The 17,943-nt window shown below is 71.4% G+C and carries 15 protein-coding genes; 9 read left to right on the top strand and 6 right to left on the bottom strand.

Going from position 1 to position 17,943, the window contains the following annotated elements; genetic code table 11:
• Nucleotides 1-7: 7 nt before the first annotated feature.
• The 3 genes from DB32_RS09335 to DB32_RS09325 form a co-directional block, all read right to left on the bottom strand.
• The gene (locus tag DB32_RS09335) at nt 8-1,456 is read right to left on the bottom strand and encodes a hypothetical protein (protein ID WP_053232069.1); all 1,449 of its coding nucleotides are present in this window, start codon (nt 1,454-1,456) and stop codon (nt 8-10) included.
• 459 nt (nt 1,457-1,915) lie between these two features.
• Nucleotides 1,916-3,265 (bottom strand): M16 family metallopeptidase, encoded by a 1,350-nt coding sequence (locus tag DB32_RS09330; protein ID WP_053232068.1) that lies wholly within the window; start codon nt 3,263-3,265, stop codon nt 1,916-1,918.
• Nucleotides 3,262-4,575 (bottom strand): M16 family metallopeptidase, encoded by a 1,314-nt coding sequence (locus DB32_RS09325; RefSeq protein WP_053232067.1) that lies wholly within the window; start codon nt 4,573-4,575, stop codon nt 3,262-3,264. Before DB32_RS09325 ends, DB32_RS09330 begins: the two co-directional genes overlap by 4 nt.
• A gap of 207 nt (nt 4,576-4,782) precedes the next feature.
• Between DB32_RS09325 and gltX the strand changes: the two genes are divergently transcribed.
• The 9 genes from gltX to DB32_RS09280 all read left to right on the top strand — a co-directional run bounded on the left by gltX (nt 4,783) and on the right by DB32_RS09280 (nt 14,221).
• Nucleotides 4,783-6,222, top strand: a complete 1,440-nt coding sequence (gene gltX, locus DB32_RS09320) for a glutamate--tRNA ligase (protein ID WP_053232066.1) — start codon at nt 4,783-4,785, stop codon at nt 6,220-6,222.
• The gene (locus DB32_RS09315) at nt 6,219-7,211 is read left to right on the top strand and encodes a CPBP family intramembrane glutamic endopeptidase (protein WP_053232065.1); all 993 of its coding nucleotides are present in this window, start codon (nt 6,219-6,221) and stop codon (nt 7,209-7,211) included. Before gltX ends, DB32_RS09315 begins: the two co-directional genes overlap by 4 nt.
• A 131-nt stretch (nt 7,212-7,342) precedes the next feature.
• The gene (locus tag DB32_RS09310) at nt 7,343-7,807 is read left to right on the top strand and encodes a chemotaxis protein CheW (protein WP_053232064.1); all 465 of its coding nucleotides are present in this window, start codon (nt 7,343-7,345) and stop codon (nt 7,805-7,807) included.
• Entirely contained in the window at nt 7,807-8,196 is a 390-nt protein-coding gene (locus tag DB32_RS09305; protein WP_075097488.1) for a response regulator, read from the top strand. The genes DB32_RS09310 and DB32_RS09305 overlap by 1 nt, the downstream gene beginning before the upstream one ends.
• Entirely contained in the window at nt 8,193-8,555 is a 363-nt protein-coding gene (locus tag DB32_RS09300; RefSeq protein WP_053232063.1) for a hypothetical protein, read from the top strand. Before DB32_RS09305 ends, DB32_RS09300 begins: the two co-directional genes overlap by 4 nt.
• A 23-nt stretch (nt 8,556-8,578) precedes the next feature.
• The gene (locus DB32_RS09295; protein WP_053232062.1) at nt 8,579-10,132 is read left to right on the top strand and encodes a methyl-accepting chemotaxis protein; all 1,554 of its coding nucleotides are present in this window, start codon (nt 8,579-8,581) and stop codon (nt 10,130-10,132) included.
• Nucleotides 10,133-10,135: 3 nt separating this feature from the next.
• The gene (locus DB32_RS09290; protein WP_053232061.1) at nt 10,136-12,226 is read left to right on the top strand and encodes a hybrid sensor histidine kinase/response regulator; all 2,091 of its coding nucleotides are present in this window, start codon (nt 10,136-10,138) and stop codon (nt 12,224-12,226) included.
• Entirely contained in the window at nt 12,223-13,167 is a 945-nt protein-coding gene (locus DB32_RS09285; RefSeq protein WP_157068890.1) for a chemotaxis protein CheB, read from the top strand. Before DB32_RS09290 ends, DB32_RS09285 begins: the two co-directional genes overlap by 4 nt.
• The gene (locus DB32_RS09280; RefSeq protein ID WP_053232059.1) at nt 13,136-14,221 is read left to right on the top strand and encodes a CheR family methyltransferase; all 1,086 of its coding nucleotides are present in this window, start codon (nt 13,136-13,138) and stop codon (nt 14,219-14,221) included. Before DB32_RS09285 ends, DB32_RS09280 begins: the two co-directional genes overlap by 32 nt.
• 36 nt (nt 14,222-14,257) lie before the next feature.
• Here DB32_RS09280 and DB32_RS09275 read toward each other — a convergent pair whose 3' ends face one another.
• The 3 genes from DB32_RS09275 to DB32_RS09265 form a co-directional block, all read right to left on the bottom strand.
• Entirely contained in the window at nt 14,258-14,860 is a 603-nt protein-coding gene (locus DB32_RS09275) for a YfiR/HmsC family protein (RefSeq protein ID WP_053232058.1), read from the bottom strand.
• Nucleotides 14,861-14,975: 115 nt separating this feature from the next.
• Nucleotides 14,976-16,388 carry an ABC transporter substrate-binding protein gene (locus DB32_RS09270; RefSeq protein ID WP_075097863.1) on the bottom strand — a complete coding sequence of 471 codons (1,413 nt, stop codon included), beginning with the start codon at nt 16,386-16,388 and terminating at the stop codon, nt 14,976-14,978.
• 26 nt (nt 16,389-16,414) lie between these two features.
• Nucleotides 16,415-17,935 (bottom strand): type 1 periplasmic-binding domain-containing protein, encoded by a 1,521-nt coding sequence (locus DB32_RS09265; RefSeq protein WP_157068889.1) that lies wholly within the window; start codon nt 17,933-17,935, stop codon nt 16,415-16,417.
• Nucleotides 17,936-17,943 lie beyond the last annotated feature (8 nt).

The raw sequence follows: 17,943 nt of genomic DNA, 5'->3' as shown, positions 1-17,943 counted from the left end.
CGCAGCATCAGAAGGAACCTCCGGTGGTGCTCTGCACACCCGCGAGGCCCTGACGGCGACGCTGGCGCTGCTCCGGCGTGAGACCGTCGTCCTCGGCGCCGCGGAGCGTCTCGAAGAGGGCGTCGATCTGCACGGTGGCAGTGAGGAAGAAGTTGTTGTCGGGGTTGAAGATGTTGCGTGCCGATCCGTCGTCGTTCTGGAGCGGCGCGAGCACCGTCGCGTTCGACCAACCGATCGAGAGGTTCAGCCACGACTGCACGTCGTACGCGACCGAGAGCGAGACCGACGTGAAGTGACGCCAGTGCGTGTCGCTGTTGTCGCCGAGGCAGAGCTCGCCGCCGGGCAGCGTGTCGACCGGCGTGCACGCCGTGCCGAGGCCGTGGCCTTCCTGCGACTGCCAGAACGCGGCCGCCGACACCGTGAGGCCGGTGAGCGGCATGATCGTCACGTTCAGGCCGGCGGTGATCACGTGGCGCGCGCCGGTGAGCGCCGACGCCTGATCACCGAAGTTGCCGCCCTGGAGATCGCCGCTCGGCGCGTGCTGCTGCGCGGGATACGTGCCCAGCGTGCCCGGCGTGTTGCGGCCCGCGAACCAGTACTGGTAGCGGCCGATCAGCGCGAACGTGAGCGAGGCCGCCTCGGGGATGACGCGCACCGCCGTGAGGCCGCCCGCGAGGCCGAAGTAGCGCTGCTGCGCCTGGCTCGCCTTCGACGCGGGGAGCACCACGCGGCCCGCGGGGATGAAGATGAAGCCTTCCCACGCGATCGTGCGGCGGAGCTCGACGATCGTGTCGCTGAGCATCGGCTCGCGGTTGTTCACGCTCGAGAGGCCGTCGTCGGTGAGCTCGACCGAGAGGCTCTGGCTGAGCGCGAAGAACGTGGCGGAGTCGAGGTACCAGCGCGGCGCGAGGTTGAACGACCAGTAGTACATCGGGTCGTAGCTGAGCTGCGCCCCGCGGAAGAACGAGTTCGGCGTGATGCCGTGGGTCCAGCTGAAGAACGAGTTGCGCCACGGCAGCGGCTCGCGCTGGGCCTGCGCCTCTTCGGCGGCGACCTCCTCGGCGGCGGCGTCCTCACCGCTCGCCGCGGCTTCCTCGGCCTCGATGTCGCCGGGCTGCAGCGCCGAGTCGGGCGCGCTCGTCGTCGTCGCGTCGGTCTGCGCGGCCTCGGTGGTCTCGTCGGGAGGCGTCGCGGCCTCGGGAGACCCTGCGGCCTCGGCAGACTCTGCGGCTTCGGGAGAGGCTGCGGCCTCGGCGGACTCTGCGGCTTCGGGAGAGGCGGGCGCCTCTGTCGCGCCGTCGGATGGCGCCTGTTCCTGCGCCGGTGCTGCTTCGTCCGCGTCTTCCGTCGTCTGCGCGGACGCGAGAGGCGAGGCGATGGTCAGCCCCGCGATCGCGCTCAGCGCGACGACGAACCAGGCCCGCGAAAGGCGAGCCGTCAGCGTCCATTCTCTCACCGAGGCTTCTCCATCCGTCCGATCGGTGCTGGGGGAACAAAAACGAAGGCGAGCAACGTTGTCCGGCGAAAGTCGATTGCCGCGCTTGAAGCGGGTGTCGTCGTGACGATGCCTTTCACGCAGAGCGCGCAAAGGCCCCACCGCGGACGAGCGGCGGAGTAGGACAGAGGCGCGGACCTCTTGTCAACGTGTTCTGATTGGCCGTCCGGCGTCGATTCCGTGTGCTGATTTCGTTCGTTTCCGTGAGCACACGACGGTCGTCAGAGGACGCACGGTGCGACGCTCCCGGTCGGATCGGGGCGGCCGTCATCGCAACCGATGTGCCACGCCACACTCGCGTCGGGTGCAGATTCGATCCTTCGGGGATTTCCAGCACCCGCACAGTCGCACCCGCGAGACAGGGTGTCGCGCGCGTAAGCATCCTGACGGAGCGCGAAGCGACGACGCGCTGCGCGACGCTCAGAGCGAGTCGAACGGAAGGACCGAGACTTCTCGCACACCCGGCAGTCGCTGCAGGCGATCGAGAAGCGGCGCCGCGGTCGCGACGAGGACGATCGACAGATCCTCGTGCGAGAGTCGCGCACGCACTGCCTCGTTGGCGCGCGGCAGGGTCACGGCGCCGACGCTCGTCACGAAGTGCGTGTAGAACTCGGCGGGCATCGACTGCACCTCGGCGTCGAGGCGCGGCTCGAGCCGCTTCGCCGCCGTGTCGCGATCGAACGCGTGCGACTTCACGAGGTAGTCGCGCGCATTGCTGAGCTCGGGCGCGCTGATCCCCTCGTCGACGAACTTCTCGATCAGCTCGAGCTCGAGCGCGATGCAGTCGATCGCGTTCTCCGCCGAAGGATGCGTGTAGAGGCTCCACGCCTCGCGCTGTCGATCGGCGCCGAGCCGCGCGCTCGCCGCGTAGCTCCAGCCACGCTTGCTGCGCACTTCGTTGACGAGGCGCGACGTGAACGTGCCGCCGAACGCGGTGTTCGCGAGGACGAGCGGATAGAAGACCGGGTCGGCGAGGCGCGTGCCGAGCGTGCCGAGGAAGATCTGCGTCTGCGTGCGCTCGGGCTTGTCGACGACGAGCACGCGGCGGCCCTTCGCGATCACCGGCACCGGGAGCGTCACCTCGGGCGCGCGGCCGCGCGGCACCTTCGCGAACGCGCGATCGACCATCGCGCGCAGCTCGCCCTCGGTCACGTCGCCGGCCACGCCGAGCACGATGTTCTCGCCGACCACGTGCGCCCCGAGGAAGTCCGCGACGTCGCCGCGCGACACCTTCGTGATCGTGTCCGCGGTGCCGAACGTCGGGCGCGCGTACGGGTGCTCGCCGAAGAGGTGCGCGCGGAAGCCGCGGCTCGCGAGCCAGCGATCGTTGTCGCGCTGGCTCAGCAGATCCGCGATCGTCTCGCGCTGCACGAGGCCGAGATCCGCGCCGCGCAGCGCGGGCGCACAGACGAGCTGACCCAGCAGCTCCAGCAGGTCGGGCAGGCTGCGGCGGATCACCGACGCATGGATGCGCACCATCGAGTGCGCCACGTCGACGCTGAGCGCGGCGCCCATCGAGTCGATCGCCTCGTCGACGTCCTCCGCCTTCAGGCGCTTCGTGCCCATGCGGAGCAGGCGCGCCGCGAGGCGACCGAGCCCTTCCTTGCCCGGGGGATCGAAGAGCGCGCCGGTCTTCAGCACGACCTCGACGTCGACGAGCGGGATCGCGTGGCTCTCCTCGAGGAGCACGGTCATCCCCGCGTCGGTCGTCCATCGCGGGCCCCACGGCGCGTCGGGCGCCGGAGCGGTGGGACGTCGAGACGTCGTCACGCTGCGCTGCGCTTTCGCGACGCCGTGCGACGCTCCTTCGGCGTCACGCGCACGATGGTGCGGCGGCGATCGTCGAAGACCTCGCGCGCGACGCGACGCACGTCGTCCGACGTGACGCGCCGGTACTCCGCGAGCCGCGTGAAGCTGTGCCGCGGATCGCCCACGACCGTCTCCGAGAAGCCGATCTGCTCGGCCTTGCCCGAGACCGTCTCGAGCCCCGAGAGGAACCCGAGCTCGAGGCGGTTCTTCACCTTCGCGAGCTCGTCGTCGTCGACGAGCTCCTTCTTCAGTCGCTTGAGGTGCTTCTCGGCGATCGCGAAGCACTTGTCGATCGACGCGCCCTCGCGCGCCGAGAGCCAGAGATCGACGAGCCCGCCGTGGCGGAACGGCGAGAGCGACATGCGCACCTCGGCCGCGAGCTCCTTCTCGCGCACGAGCTCCTTCCAGAGCCGCGACGAGCGACCACCGACGAGCAGCTGATCGATCACCGTGAGGACCGCGTGATCGAACGACGCGTACCCCGGCGCGTGCCAGCCCACCGCGATCTTCGGCGTCGGCGTCGGCCACGCGACGTCCTTGCGGCGCTCGCTGCGCTGCCGCGGCGCGGGGGGCGCGTCGTGCGTCGTGAGCTTCGACGGCGCGAGCGTGCCGTAGTGCTCCTGGATCATCGCGAGCAGCGGCTCGATCTCGACGTCGCCGACGACCACGAGCGTCGCGCCGTTCGGCGCGTAATTCGTTCGATAGAACGAGCGACAGTCCGACGCGGTGAACGCCTCGATGTCGTCCATCCAGCCGATCGTCGGCCAGCCGTAGGGGTGCTCCTTGCCGAACGCGGTCGCGTAGAGGACCTCGCTGACCTTGCCCTCGACGTCGTCCTCCACGCGGTCGCGGCGCTCCGACGTGACGACCTGCTTCTCGCTCGCGACCTTGTCCTTCGCGAGCACGAGGTTCGACATGCGGTCGCTCTCGAGGCGCACCGCGAGCGCGATCTCCGAGGCGGGCAGGTTCTCGTAGTAGTAGGTCCAGTCGACCCACGTCGCGGCGTTCGTCTCGCCGCCCGCGGCCTCGAGCAGACGATCGAATTCGCCCTGCGCGAGCGTCTTCGTCTCGTGGAACATCAGGTGCTCGAGCAGGTGCGCCTGGCCCGTCTTTCCGGGCTTCTCGTGGCTCGAGCCGACGCGCAGCCACGTGTGGTACGAGACCACCGGCGCCGCGGGATCGGGCAGCACGAGGATCGTCAGCCCGTTGCCGAGCACCCAGCGCTGGATGCGCAGCGCTTCGCCGAACGGGACCTCCTCGACGAAGCGCACGCGCGCGTGTGCGGCGGTCGTCGCAGCACCCTCGATGACACGGTTCAGGCGCGCTTCGATCTCCTCGGTGGACGAAGCGGCCGCGGGCGCCGGGTGCGTTGCGGGCGAGGCTGAATGTTCCATCCGGAAGAGCGGCTCGGGAGCATGGAGCCCCGCGGATCAGGGGTCAAGCACGGGTGTCGCGCTTGTGCTAACGCTCGCCTCCCCATGACGACCAAGGGAGATCGCGTCCGCTTCGCGCCTTCGCCGACCGGATTCCTGCACATCGGCGGCGTTCGCACCGCGCTCTACAACTGGCTCTGGGCGCGGAGGACCGGCGGGACCTTCGTGCTGCGCATCGAAGACACCGACCGCGAGCGCAGCACGCAGGAGAGCGTCGACGTCATCCTCGACTCGATGAAGTGGTGCGGCCTCGAGTGGGACGAGGGGCCCGAGGTCGGTGGTCCGAACGGGCCTTATTTCCAGACGCAGCGCCTCGAGCTCTATCGCGACTTCGCGGAGAAGCTCATCGCGCGCGGCGCGGCCTTCAGGTGCTACTGCACCAAGGAAGAGCTCGACGCGCAGCGCGCGAAGCTCGCGCCCGGTCAGCACTTCCGTTATCCGGGCACCTGCCGCACGCGCACCGATCAGCCGGATCGCCCGTACGTGATCCGCATGAAGTCGCCGACGAGCGGGGCGACGGGCTGGCTCGATCTCGTGAAGGGGCGCATCGACGTCCCGAACGACGCGCAGCAGGACTGGGTGCTGATGCGCGGCGACGGCGTGCCGCTCTACAACTTCGGCGCGGTCGTCGACGACATCACGATGGGCATCACGCTGATCGCGCGCGGCGACGATCACGTCGTGAACACGCCGATCCAGATCATCCTCTACGAGGCGCTCGGCTACGCGCTGCCGAAGTTCGCGCACCTGCCGATGATCAACGGGCAGGACGGCAAGAAGCTCAGCAAGCGCCACGCGGCGGTGAGCACGACCGAGTATCGCGACATGGGCTACCTGCCCGACGCGGTGCTCAACTACCTCGCGCGCCTCGGCTGGTCGCACGGCGATCAGGAGATCTTCACGCGCGACGAGCTGATCCAGGCGTTCTCGTGGGACGGCGTGGGCCGCACCGCGGCGCAGTACGACGCGAAGAAGTTCGCGCACGTGCAGGCCTCGCACCTGCGCGCGCTGGGCGACGCAGAGCTCGCGGAGAGGGCGCGCCCGTTCGCGAAGGACGCGACGATCGCGAGCGCGATCGATGGCGATCGCGATCGTTACGTCGGCGCGGTCGGGACGGTGAAGACGCGCGCGACGACCCTGATCGACATCGTCGAGATGGTCGACTTCTACTTCCGCGAGCCGCCCGTCGAGGACGAGAAGGCGGTCGCGAAGTTCCTCGTGAAGGAGAGCGCGGCGACGCTGAAGGCGCTGCGCGATCACGTCGCGAAGGTCGACTCGTTCGATCGCGTCGCGCTCGAGGCGAGCGTCAACGAGTGGCTCGCGCAGGCGGGCCTGCAGATGAAGAACGTCGCGCAGCCGGCGCGCGTCGCGATGACCGGCAAGACCGCGAGCCCCGGGCTCTTCGACGTGATGGAAGTGCTCGGTCGCGAGCGCACGCTCGCGCGCCTCGATCGCGGCATCGCGCGGAGCGAGTCGGCCTCGTGAGCAAGCGAGGCGCTGCCGCGAAGGCCGCTGCCGCTGCGTCCGAGGCGGGGCCGTACCGCAGCGCCGCCGAGAGCGACAAGCGCGCGCGCATCGAGTGGCTCGAGCACGGGCTCTCGGCGAAGACGTGGCCGCAGCGCCTGACCGAGCTGCACCCGCGCAACTTCTTCGTGCGCGCGTGGCGGGTGCTCGACGAGCTCGCGTCCGACGAGCGCAGCGAGCGCGAGGCCGCGGGCAAGGGCTACGACTACCGGCCGATCATCGCGCTCTGCGTGGGCGCGCTGTGCCTGACGGTGATGGAGTACGTCGGGCACTCGACGACGTTCCGCCAGCTGATGCGCGAGCTCGCGCCGCTCGGCTCGCGCGAAGACACCTTCTGGACGTGGCTGCGCGACTCGCAGTGGCTCGAGCTCGCGGACTTCGTGTGGTGGTCGGGCTTCCGCGTGCTCGGGTACTTCGTGATCCCGGCGATCGTCGTGAAGTGGTTCTTCAAGGAGCGGCTGCGCGACCACGGCCTCGAGACGAAGGAGATCCGCAACCACGCGTGGATCTACGGGCTCAGCTACGCGGCGGTGTTCGTCGGCGTGATGTTCGTCGCGCGCTTCGTGCCGCACTTCACGCAGTACTACCCGTTCTACGATCTCTGCTCGCGCAGCTGGTTCGATCTGATCGCGTGGGAGCTGCTCTACGCGGCGCAGTTCCTCTCGCTCGAGTTCTTCTTCCGCGGCTTCTGGATGCGCTCGATGCGCAGCGCGATGGGCTCGCAGGCGATCTTCGCGATGGTCGTGCCCTACTGCATGATCCACTTCGGCAAGCCGTTCCTCGAGGCGGCCGCCGCGATCTTCGCGGGCGTGGTGCTCGGGACGCTCGCGCTGCGGACGCGCTCGATCTGGGGCGGCTGCGTGGTGCACATCGGCGTCGCGATCACGATGGACGTCACTGCGCTCATCGTGAGCGGGCGGGGCATGCCCGCGCAGTGGTTCCCGGGCTAGCGCACTGGTTCCCGGGCTAGCGCACCGGTTCCCCGGCTGACGCAAGTACGCGCACTCGCACGCCATTCGCGTGTGGTGAGGCCTGACTTTCAGGTTCCATCAGCGCGGAATCGTCGGCTAGTATCGAAGACGTGACGGATCCGCTCTCGCGATTTCGCGAGGATTTGTCGGGGGGACGGGGCGACGCGGAGGGCACGGCGCGACATCGGCGCGCGCTGCTGCTCTTCGAGCACGGAGGTGCGTTGCTCGGAGTCCCCGCCGAGTCGGTGGACGCGGTGATCGCGTGGCTGGCCCCGGCGCGTCTGCCGTGCGCGACGGCGGGCTTCGCCGGCGTGGTGCAGGACCGCGGTCGCATCGTCGCGGTGCTCGAGTCGCCGCTCGGCGCGGGCGCGGGCGAGTCGCGCGCCGGGCGTCGCCTCATCGTGTGCGGCACGCCGCGCGGGTTCGTGGGGATCCCCGCGGAGACGACGCGCGGCGTGAGCACGGTGGAGCTCGCACGCGACGCGTCCGCCGGCGAGCTCGTCGACTCGTCCGAGGGCCCGCTGACGATCGTGGATCCGGTCGCGCTGATCGCCGCAGCACGGGAGACGACCTGATGAGCTCGCGAACTCCTTCGGCCGACGTCCTGGTCATCGACGACAGCGACATCGCGCGCGAGTCGATGAAGCGCGCGCTCGCCGGCGCAGGGCTTCGCGTCGTCGACCTTCCCTCGCCGATCGGCGCGACGAGCGCGATCCTGCGCACGCAGCCGCGCCTCGTCGTGATCGACATCAACATGCCGTCGATGCGTGGCGACAAGCTCGCGAGCTTGTTCCGCAAGACGGAGAAGCTCGGCGACCTGAAGATCGTGCTCGTCTCGGGGAACGACACGACGCAGCTCGAGGTGCTCGCGCGCGACGCGCAGGCCGACGCGGTGGTCGCGAAGTCGGCGGGCACGGACGCGCTCGTGAAGATCGTGAAGCAGCTGCTCGCGGAGCCGCGGTGAGCCGCGTGGTGCTGCTCTCGCACGACGGAGTGCGCTGCGCCCTCCCCGCGTCGCAGGTCGTGCGCGCCTCGGGATCGGGGAGCGACGACGAGCGGCCGGTCGCGCTCTTCCGCCGCGAGCCCGATGCGTCGGTGCGCGACGTGCGATCGCTGTGGGTGCGCACCGGCGCCGGCGAGCGGCGCGTGGACTGCGCCGAAGCACGCTTCGACTGGCTCTCCGAGGAGCGCCTCTTCGCATTGCCCGATCTGCTGCGCGACGCGATGGCCCTGCCTCACGTCGTCGGCGTCGCCGAGATGGACGACGTCGGGCTCGTCTGGCTGGTCGATCTGGATCTCTTTTCGGGCTCGAGCGCGCGCTGAGCGCCTCCGGACGTCGAGGGCACATGTTCCGATTCGTCTCGGTTCGTTGGAAGATCGCGGGCTTGCTCTTCGGCGTGGTCCTCGTGATCACGGGGCTCGACGCGTGGCTCGTGCCGGAGCGCGCAGCGCAGGCGGAGCGCGAGTCGATCACCGAGCGCGCGCGCGCGACGGCGGCGATGCTCTCGGAGTCGGTCGTCGCGCCACTCGAGTTCGATCAGGACGACTCGGCCGCCGAGGTGATGCGCGTCGCGCTCGCCGATCGGCTCGTCGAGTGGGCCGCGGTGTACCGCGCGAACGGCGAGCGCGTGACGGTCGTGGGCGACGGCAACCCGCCGCGCACGATGCGGATGCGCGACGAGCCGCAGGACGTGTCCGCGAGCGAGTCGCTGGTCGTGGTCGCGGCCCCGGTGGCGCGCGGGAACAACGACGCGATCGGGACCGTCGCGGTCGCGCTGCGCAGCACCGCGATCGCGCGGCGCCGCGAGGAGACGCGCGGCTGGATCGCGATGCAGGGGCTCGGCGTCGCGATCGTCGGGCTGCTCGCGTCCTTCGTGTTCGCGACGCGCATGTCGAGCCAGATGCAGCGCATGGCGCGCGCGGCGGAGCAGATCGCGCGCGGTGACGTGTCGAGCAACCTCGCGCTGTCGCACTCGAACGACGAGCTCGGCGAGATGGCGACGGCGTTCGAGCGCATGAACGATCGGCTGCGCGAGCTGCAGCAGGGCGCGGTGCGCGTCGCGGACGGCGATCTCACGGGATCGATCGGCGGCGACGGTGAGCTCTTCGTCGCGTTCCGGCGGATGCTCGACAGCCTTCGCAGCCTGACCCAGCGGATCGGCACGAGCTCGGACGCGGTCGCGTCGGCGTCGGCGGGGATGTTCTCCGCGGTGCGCGAGCAGGAGACGCTCGCGACGCAGCAGACCGCGTCGCTCGAGGAGATCCGCCGCACGCTCGAGACGCTCGCGGCCGCGGCCGACGCGGTCGCGCGCGACGCGCAGGCGGTCCACGAGATGTCGGGCCGCACGCTCGAGAGCTCGACGCGCATGGCCGATCAGACGCGCCTGGTGAGCGCGCACTCCGATCGCATCGGCGAGATCCTCTCGCTCATCCAGGACATCGCGGATCGCTCGGATCTGCTCGCGCTGAATGCCGCGCTCGAGGGCACGAAGGCGGGCGAGGTCGGGCGCGGGTTCTCGCTGGTCGCGGCCGAGATGCGGCGGCTGTCCGAGCACGTGATGGACTCGGTGCGCGACATCCGGAAGCTCGTCGCGGACATGCGCGCGGCGTCGCACGCGTCGGTGCTCGCGACCGAGGAGAGCACGAAGCTCGCGCGCGACGCGGCGGCGGCGGCCGCGAAGATCTCCGACGCGGTGAACCGCCATCAGGAAGGCACGTCGCAGGCGAAGTCCGCGGCCGACGAGGTGGTGCGCGCGGTGAACGAGTCGCTCACCGGATCGGCGGCGACGACGCGCTCCGCGGAGTCGCTGCTGCAGCTCTCGCACGAGCTGAAGCAGGCGATCCAGGCGTTCCGCGTCGCGTCCGCCGAGCTGCCGCGAGATCATCGCAGCGGGCGCTGATCGATGGCGGTGCAGGATCGCGATCTCGTCCGCGCGTTCTGGGACGCGGCGTCGGATCGCATCAGCGAGGCGACGGATCTGTGGATCGCGCTCGAGCAGGGCGACGCGGGCGCGTCGCGCTCGCTGAAGCGGCTGCTCCACACGATGAAGGGTGAGGCGCACATGCTCGGCCTCGCCGACTGCGGCCACCTGCTGCAGTCGATGGAGGGCGTCGTCGAGCGCGCGTCGAAGGCGATGAGCGAGGGCGCGGGCGACGCGATCCTCACCGCGCTCGACGCGATCTCGGCGATGGCGGCGTCGGAGGGCGCGCTCGAGATCGACCTCGACGAGATCTTCGCGCGGCTCGCCGCGGCGAGCGCCGCGGCTGCGACGTCGACCGAGACGCACGCCGACGCGACGCACACCGAGGTCGAGGCACGCGCCGAGCACGTCGAGCACGCGCGCCCTTCGCTCGATCCCGCGCGCCTCGCGCCGCTGGTCCACGAAGCGCGGCGCCTCCATCGCGAGCACTCGCTGCTGCACCCTGCCCTGCGCGAGGTGCGGCGCATGCTCCGGGCGCTGCTCTCGGAGATCGATCCGCAGCTGCCGCCGGAGGCGCTCGCGGAGCGCATCGTGAAGACGCTCGGGTACGGCGCGGAGATCGAGCGGCGCATGGGCGATCTCGCGGCGCAGTGGTCGACGCACGAGTTCGCGCTCGAGATGGCGCTCGAGCAGCTCGAGGACACGGTGCGCTCGGCCGCGATGGTCTCGGTCGCGGCGCTGAAGTCGCAGGTGCATCGCGCCGCGCGCTCGACGGCGCACGCGCTCGGCAAGCGCGTCGAGCTGCTGGTCTCGGGCGACGCGTACGTCGATGCGTCGGTGGAGCGCTCGCTCGGCCCCGCGCTGCTGCACCTCGTGCGAAACGCGGTCGATCACGGGATCGAGAGCGAGCTCGCGCGCACCGCGGCGGGCAAGTCGCCGGTCGGTCGCATCGAGATCACGATCCACCAGACCGACTCGAGCGTGCAGGTGATCGTCGAGGACGACGGCGGAGGCGTCGATCTCGAGCGGATGCGCACTCGGCTCCGCCACGAGGGCGACGACTCCGAGCTGCTGCAGCGCATCTTCGAGCAGGGCGTGACGACGCGCGACGAAGTGACCGACATCTCGGGACGCGGTGTCGGGCTCGACGTGGTCGCGCGCGAGGTCGCGGCGGTCGGCGGCAGCGTGCGCGTCGAGTCCGAGCGCGGGCGCGGCACGCGCTTCGAGATCGTGCTCCCGACGATGCTGCGCGCCGACATCGTGGTGCCGATCGAGTGCCGCGGGACGCGGCTCGCGATCCCGGTGCGCGAGGTGCTCGCCGTCGAGCGCATGGGCGAGCCGGTGCGCGCGAGCGATGGGTGGCGCCTCGCGCGAGGACCGGCGAACGCCGCAGATCTCGTGCCGCTCTTCGACCTCGGCGCGCTCTTCGGCGCGGCCGAGCCGCCGCGCGCGGGCGACGTCGCGGTGATCACGCACCACCGCACCGGCGTGTTCGCGCTGCGCGTCGACGGGTACGACAACCCGCGCCCGATGGCGTTCGAGCGGATCGACGAGCTCGCGGTGCGCTCCGACGTGGTGCGCGGCGTCGCGCCCGCGCCCGACGGCGGCGTCTACTTCCTGCTCGACGCCGACGCGACCCACGCGACGCTGCGCGGCCGTGTCGCGACCAGCGCGGCGCGTCCTTCGACGTCGCCGCGGCGCGCGGTGCCGCACGTGCTCGTGGTGGAGGACGCGCCCGTCGCGCGCGAGCTGCTCCTCGGCATCCTGAGATCGTTTGGGCTCAAAGTATCGGACGCGTCCGACGGCAAGCAGGGGCTCCTGCTCGCGCGCACCGAGCGCCCCGATCTGATCCTCACCGACGTCGAGATGCCGTTCCTCGGCGGGCTCGAGATGATCGCGGAGCTGCGCGGCGATCCCGCGCTGCGCGAGGTGCCGGTGATCGTGCTCACCACGCGCAGCGAGCCCGCGGTGCGCGACCGCGCACGCGCGCTCGGCGTGCGTGGATTCCTCTCCAAGCAGCGCTTCGTCGAGACGGAGCTGCGACAGGTGATCGACGAGTGTCTGGCGCGATGACGCTTCGAGTCTGTGTCGTCGACGACTCCGACATCGCCGCGCAGCGGATCGCGCGGATCCTCGAGAGCGACGACGACGTCCGGGTGATCAAGCGCTTCGCGAGCGTCGACGAGCTGCGCGCGTGGGGCGATCTCGACACCGCGTCGGTCGTGGTGCTCGACGTGTGGATGCCGGGCGCGTCGGGGCTCGGTGCGATCCGCGAGATCGCGGCGCGCGTGCCCGTCGTCGTGGTCAGCGACGTCGCGGAGGGCTCCGACGTCGCGCTCGAGGCGGTGGCGCAGGGCGCGGTCGCGTTCGTGTCCAAGCGCGAGCTCGGCACCGAGCCCGGAGAGACGAGGCTGCGCGCGATCGTGCGCGACGCGGCCACGCAGTCGATCGCGCGCGAGCTCCCGGTGCTCGTGATCGCCGGCTCGACGGGCGCGCCGCGCGCGCTCGAGCGTCTGGTGCCGGGGCTGCGCGACGTGCCCGCGGCGATCGTCGTCGTGCAGCACCTGCCGCTCGGCGGTGAGGTCGGATTCGCACGATGGATCGCGGGGCTCGGCCTGCCTGCGCGGCCCGCGCGCCACGGCGATGCGCTCGCGAGCGGGCGCGCGCTGATCGCGCCCGCGGGGCGTCACCTCGTGATCGAGAACGGCGTCGTGCGGCTCGTCGCGGGCGCGATCGGAGAGCTCCACGTGCCCTCCGCGGATCGCGCGCTCGCGTCGGCCGCGTCGCTCGGACGGCGCGTGGTCGCGCTCGTGCTCTCGGGCATGGGGCGCGACGGAGCGCGCGGCATCGCGCTCGCGCTCGAAGGGAGCGCGACGTGCCTCGCGCTGAGCCCCGACGAGTGCGCCGCGCCGTCGATGCCGCGCCACGCGCTCGACGTCTCGCCGCGCGTGCGGGCGGTGCGCCTCGACACGATCGTCACCGATGTCCGCGAAGCCCTCCGACGCCGACGCTGATCGCGAGCTCGCGCAGCTGCTGCGCGCGCTGATCTCGCCGCGCCTCGGGCACACGCTCGAGCCGTGGCCGAGCGCGTTGCGGCTCGCGCTCGATCGCATCGCGCGGGCGCGACGCACGTCGCCGCTGGCGCTCGCGCGGGATCTGCTCGCGCGTCCCGACGCAGAAGCGCTCGATGCGCTGGTGTCCGCGGCGACGGTGCCGCACACCCGCTTCTTCCGGCACCCCGAGCACTTCGAGCGCCTCGCGCGCGAGCTGCCGCGCATCGTCGAGCGACGCGGCGCGCCCGTGCGCATCTGGTGCGCCGGATGCGCGACCGGCGAAGAGCCGTGGAGCGTCGCGCTGCTCGCGTCGCAGCTCGGGATCGACATCGAGCTGCTCGCGACCGACGTGAGCCCCGAGGCGCTGCGCACCGCGCGCGCCGGGATCTATCCGCGCGTGATCGGCGGCGCGGGCGCGCCGATCGCGATCCCGTCGTCGTGGAGCGCGCCCGACGCGCTCCGGCGCGTCGTGCGCTTCGAGCGCGCGTCGATTACCGAGCCCGATCCCGATCGGGGCGCGGGGCCGTTCGACGTGGTGCTCTGTCGCAACGTGCTCATCTACTTCCCCGCCGCGCAGGCCGCCGCGATCGCGAGCCGGCTCGCGGCGCGGCTTCGTCCGGGCGGCGCGATGATCGTCGCGCCGGTCGAGGCGCTCGTCGCGATCCCACCCTCGCTGCGCCACGGCGATCCGCTGGGGTGGCTCGAGCCTCCGTCGAGCGCGGCGCGCATCGCCGCTGCGCCGCCGGCGTTCACGGCGCCGAGCGTCGACGAGCTCGAGCGCGCTGCGCGTGCGCTGGGCCTCGGTGAGCTCGACGAAGCGGAGCGCGCGCTGCGGGCGGCGCTCGAGATCACGCCCACGCGCGCCGAGGCGTGGTTCCTCCTCGGCGAGACGCTCGAGAAGCGCGGAGAGCGCGCCCAGGCGCGCGCGGCGTTCCGATGCGCCGCGAGCCACGCCGACACGACACCGCACGGCCGCACGCTCGCGAGCGCGGCGCAGCGTCGCGCACGCGACTGAGCGCGCCCTCGCCGACGTCGTGCGCGCGGAGCTCGCTCAGCGGATGACTTCGGCGAGCCGCAGCACCGCCGCGTCGAGCCGCGCGCCTTCCGCTTCGACCGCCGGGAGGTTGATCACGAGGCGCACCTGCGAGCCATCCGCGACGAGCCCGACGCCGAGCCCGCCGCGACGCACGCCCTCGCTCTCCGACGTCATCGAGAGCGTGCGCGCCTCACGCGCGGCCTGCGAGATCTGCTGCGCCGCACCGCCGAGCCCACCGCACACGAAGATCGCGGTCGCGCCCGCCGTGCGCGCCGCTTGCACCAGCGTCGCGCGATCGCGGAACGCGTGCTCCACCGCGCGCGCCTGCATGTTGCTGACGGTCGTGCGCGCGCCGAGCGCGTTCAGCGCGGTCACGACGCGCGAGCGCTCCGCCTCCGACGCGCCGTTGCCCTGCTGGTAGACGATCAGCACGGCGACGCGCCCGTTCGTCGCGCGCTGCGCGAGGTTCCGATCGTACGAGAGGATCCGCAGGATGAGCGCCGCCTCGCGCGACGCGTCCTGCGCCTGGGCGATCGCCGGCAGCACGGACTCCACCGTCGCGACGGGCACAACCGACGCGAGGAGCACGACCAGGAACGTGGCGGCGAGCTTCCTCATCCGATCTCGAGATGACGATGGTAATCGCGGCGAGCCGCGCGACGAGCGAAGACGTGAGCGCGGACGCGTCGATTCACGCGCACCACGTCGCACAGCCACGCTCGCGCGCCGACGATCAAATCAGCCCCTCCGCGCGCCAGCGCTCGTAGATGGGCGCGATCTGATCCTCGGCCCACTGCACGGCCTGCTCCGACGTCATCTCGCCGTTCGCGGCGCGCAGGAACATCTGGGGCACGATGCCGCTCGCGAGCACCTCGCCGACCGCCGGGTTCGCCGCGCCCGGATACCCGACGTTCGTGCTCCACGACTCCGCGTCCGTGAGCAGCGAGAGCTTGTCCGCGGGCTGCGACTCGAACGGGTCCTGCGCGAGCCACCCGTCGTCGCCCGTGAGCTGCGGCGTCGTGCTCGGGAACGCCGGGAGGTTGTAGAGCGCCGAGTTGTAGACGACCTCGTTGTAGCGCTCGACGAGGTGGAGCATGAAGTCCTGCGCGGCGTTCGGGTTCCGCGCGTGGCGCGCGACCATCATCGACACGTTCGCGTGCGCGCCGACGAGCGCGGTCGCCGGCCCCATCAGCGCGCGACCGAAGAAGACGTCGGCGGCAGTCGCCGGCACGTTCGTCTGCGCGGTGCGGTACGCCGAGATCGAATTGATGATGTACGACGCGCGCCCCTCGACGAGCGCGATGTTGTTGTCCGCCGCGCCCCACGCGAGCACCTCGGGCACCATCGTGTCCGCGTACAGCTCGCGCATGAACTCGACCGCCGCGATCGACTGCGGCGAGTTGATCACGACCTCGGCGCTCGCGCTCTGCACGCTCGCGCCGTACGACCACAGCAGCGCGCGGCACGCCATGTTCGCATCGGGATCGCTGCCCGCGAGCCCGATGCCGACGTGCACGTCCATCGCCGTCTTGATCTGACGGCCGCCCTCGAGCAGCTGCTGCCACGTGCTCGGGCCCTGCGGCATGCCGACCGCGCTCCACAGCGAGCTGCGGAAGTTCGCAGGGTCCGGCGCCCACCCGTGGTTCAGCGCGTAGAAGTTGTTGGTGCGCGGGTTGAAGCAGCTCTGACGACAGAGCGGGATCATCGTCCCGTGCCGCGCCTCGAGCTCCGTCATCATCTCGTTCAGCGAGACGACGTGCGGCTCGAGATCCGCCTGCGGCGTCGGCCACTCGTAGATGTCGTGCCCGGTGCCCGACTCCATCTCCGCCATGAACGTCGGCCGCACCATGTTGAACGGCACGCGCTCGACGACGACCTCCACGCCGTTCGCCTCGCCCCACTCGCGCGCGAAGCGATCGAACCACACGTCGTGCCCCGGCACGAAGTGCGTCCAGCCGAGGATCCGCAGCTGCGTCTCGCGACGGCCCGCGTCGGGCGTCGTCATCGGCACGTCGTCGTCGCCGCCGCAGCCGACCAGCGAACCGATCCCGCTCGCCGCGAGCCCCGCGGCGCCCGCCGCGCTCGCGCTCGTGCGAAGGAACCCACGACGCGACAGCGGCGATCGAGCTCCGTTCTTCTTCGCCATCGTCCCCTCCCCTCGCGTGCGCGGCATCAGAGCCCGCACGCTCCCTCGACCACGGCGCAGCCCTCGGGATCCGCGACGCACCCGAACGTGCGCTGATCCACGAAGCGCGCGCCCTCGACGCGGTAGTGCACGAAGTTGTTGCGGACGTCGCCCGCGGCATCGAAGTCGACCGGCCCCGACGCGCCCTCGTACTCGATCGGCGTACCGTCGCGGATCGCGCGCACCGCCTCGGCGAAGCCCTCCGGCCCCGCGACGATCGTCGTCGCCGCGGCGTCGCCCGACGACACACGCGCGAGCGCGTCGCGCACCGCAGTGCCCTCGACCTGCGCGTTCGTCGCGGGATCGGTCTCCTCGATCGCGATCAACGTCGCGAGCATCAGCGCCATCGCCGCGTCGTAGGTCTGCGCGTCCCAGATGCCGGCCTCGTGACCGACCTCGTCGCGCATCGACTCCGCGAACGTGCGGCCCGACGTCTGGCAGTTGTCGAGCACGGCGTGCGACACGCCCTCCTGACCATCGGTATCGAAGCCGACGAGGCGCACCAGCGTGGTCTCGTGCCGCCAGTTGTGATGATGGAGGAACGGCATCGCGCGCACCTCGTCACCGGCCTGCACGTACGCGCGCGTGATCGATGCCGCGAAGAGCGGGAACGTGATCTCGACGATCGCGTCGGGCTCTCCGTCGATCACGAAGTCCGGTAGCGGCTCGCCCGGGCGCGACACGCCGGGGTTCACCTCGGGCTCTTCGTTGCGATCGTCGGTGAGCGCCGCGAGGTCCGCGTCCCAGCGATGCGTGTTCGCGTCGATGTCGGGCGCGTGCCGCACGATCTCGAGGCGCAGCCCGCCTCGGATGAAGTCGCCCGTCGGATCGATCAGCGGGTAGCTGCGATCGCGCGCGCGCTGGATGCCCTCGAAGAAGCCGTTCCCGAACTCGTCGTCGACGACGTAGAACGCGACCTTCCACACGCCGTCGCCGTTCGTGTCGCCACGATCGCCGAGCGCGCGCGCAGCGTGGAGCAGCGCGACCGCTTCGGGATCGGAGTCCGCCGCGGTGCGCCACACCCAGTGATCACGATCGCGCATCGCCTGCTGGCGCACGAAGTCGGGATCGGCCGCGATCGGATCGCCGAGCTCCGGCGACGTGCACGCCATGCACACGATCGGCACGCCGACGTCGTCGACCTCGGGGTCGTACTGCGTCCCCGCGATCGCGAGCACGTCCTCGGTGGTGTCGGTGATCAGCCCGGCCACCGCGTGGTCGCGCGTCATCGCGAGCGCGCGGTCCATCGCGACGCGCGGCACGCCGCTCGAGTCGCTGAACCGCAGCTCGAAGCGCAGATCGCGGTGCCCACCGGCCAGCTCGAGCCCGCGGTTCGCGTGCGCGATCGCGAGCTCGGCTGCGTCTCGCCACTGCGGCCGCGCGTTCGATCCCGTCTGATCGATCACCGCGCCGATCGTGACGACGTTCGGCCCCGCGCGCGTCGCGTCGTCGGGCGCACACCCGAGCGCGAGCGCGACGACGACGACGGCGATCGTGGACGAGCGCATCGAGCCCT

The organism is Sandaracinus amylolyticus, from assembly GCF_000737325.1.
GTDB lineage: Bacteria > Myxococcota_A > Polyangia > Polyangiales > Sandaracinaceae > Sandaracinus > Sandaracinus amylolyticus.
The sequence above is the reverse complement of the archived record's forward strand: the minus strand, read 5'-3'. Positions and strand labels throughout refer to the sequence as shown.

Coding starts and splice junctions, on each gene's coding strand:
- DB32_RS09295 (WP_053232062.1), top strand. CDS start 8,579: ATGTTCCGATTCGTCTCGGTTCGTTGGAAGATCGCGGGCTTGCTCTTC.
- DB32_RS09285 (WP_157068890.1), top strand. CDS start 12,223: ATGACGCTTCGAGTCTGTGTCGTCGACGACTCCGACATCGCCGCGCAG.
- DB32_RS09280 (WP_053232059.1), top strand. CDS start 13,136: ATGTCCGCGAAGCCCTCCGACGCCGACGCTGATCGCGAGCTCGCGCAG.
- DB32_RS09270 (WP_075097863.1), bottom strand. CDS start 16,388: ATGGCGAAGAAGAACGGAGCTCGATCGCCGCTGTCGCGTCGTGGGTTC.
- DB32_RS09265 (WP_157068889.1), bottom strand. CDS start 17,935: ATGCGCTCGTCCACGATCGCCGTCGTCGTCGTCGCGCTCGCGCTCGGG.
- gltX (WP_053232066.1), top strand. CDS start 4,783: ATGACGACCAAGGGAGATCGCGTCCGCTTCGCGCCTTCGCCGACCGGA.
- DB32_RS09275 (WP_053232058.1), bottom strand. CDS start 14,860: ATGAGGAAGCTCGCCGCCACGTTCCTGGTCGTGCTCCTCGCGTCGGTT.
- DB32_RS09290 (WP_053232061.1), top strand. CDS start 10,136: ATGGCGGTGCAGGATCGCGATCTCGTCCGCGCGTTCTGGGACGCGGCG.
- DB32_RS09305 (WP_075097488.1), top strand. CDS start 7,807: ATGAGCTCGCGAACTCCTTCGGCCGACGTCCTGGTCATCGACGACAGC.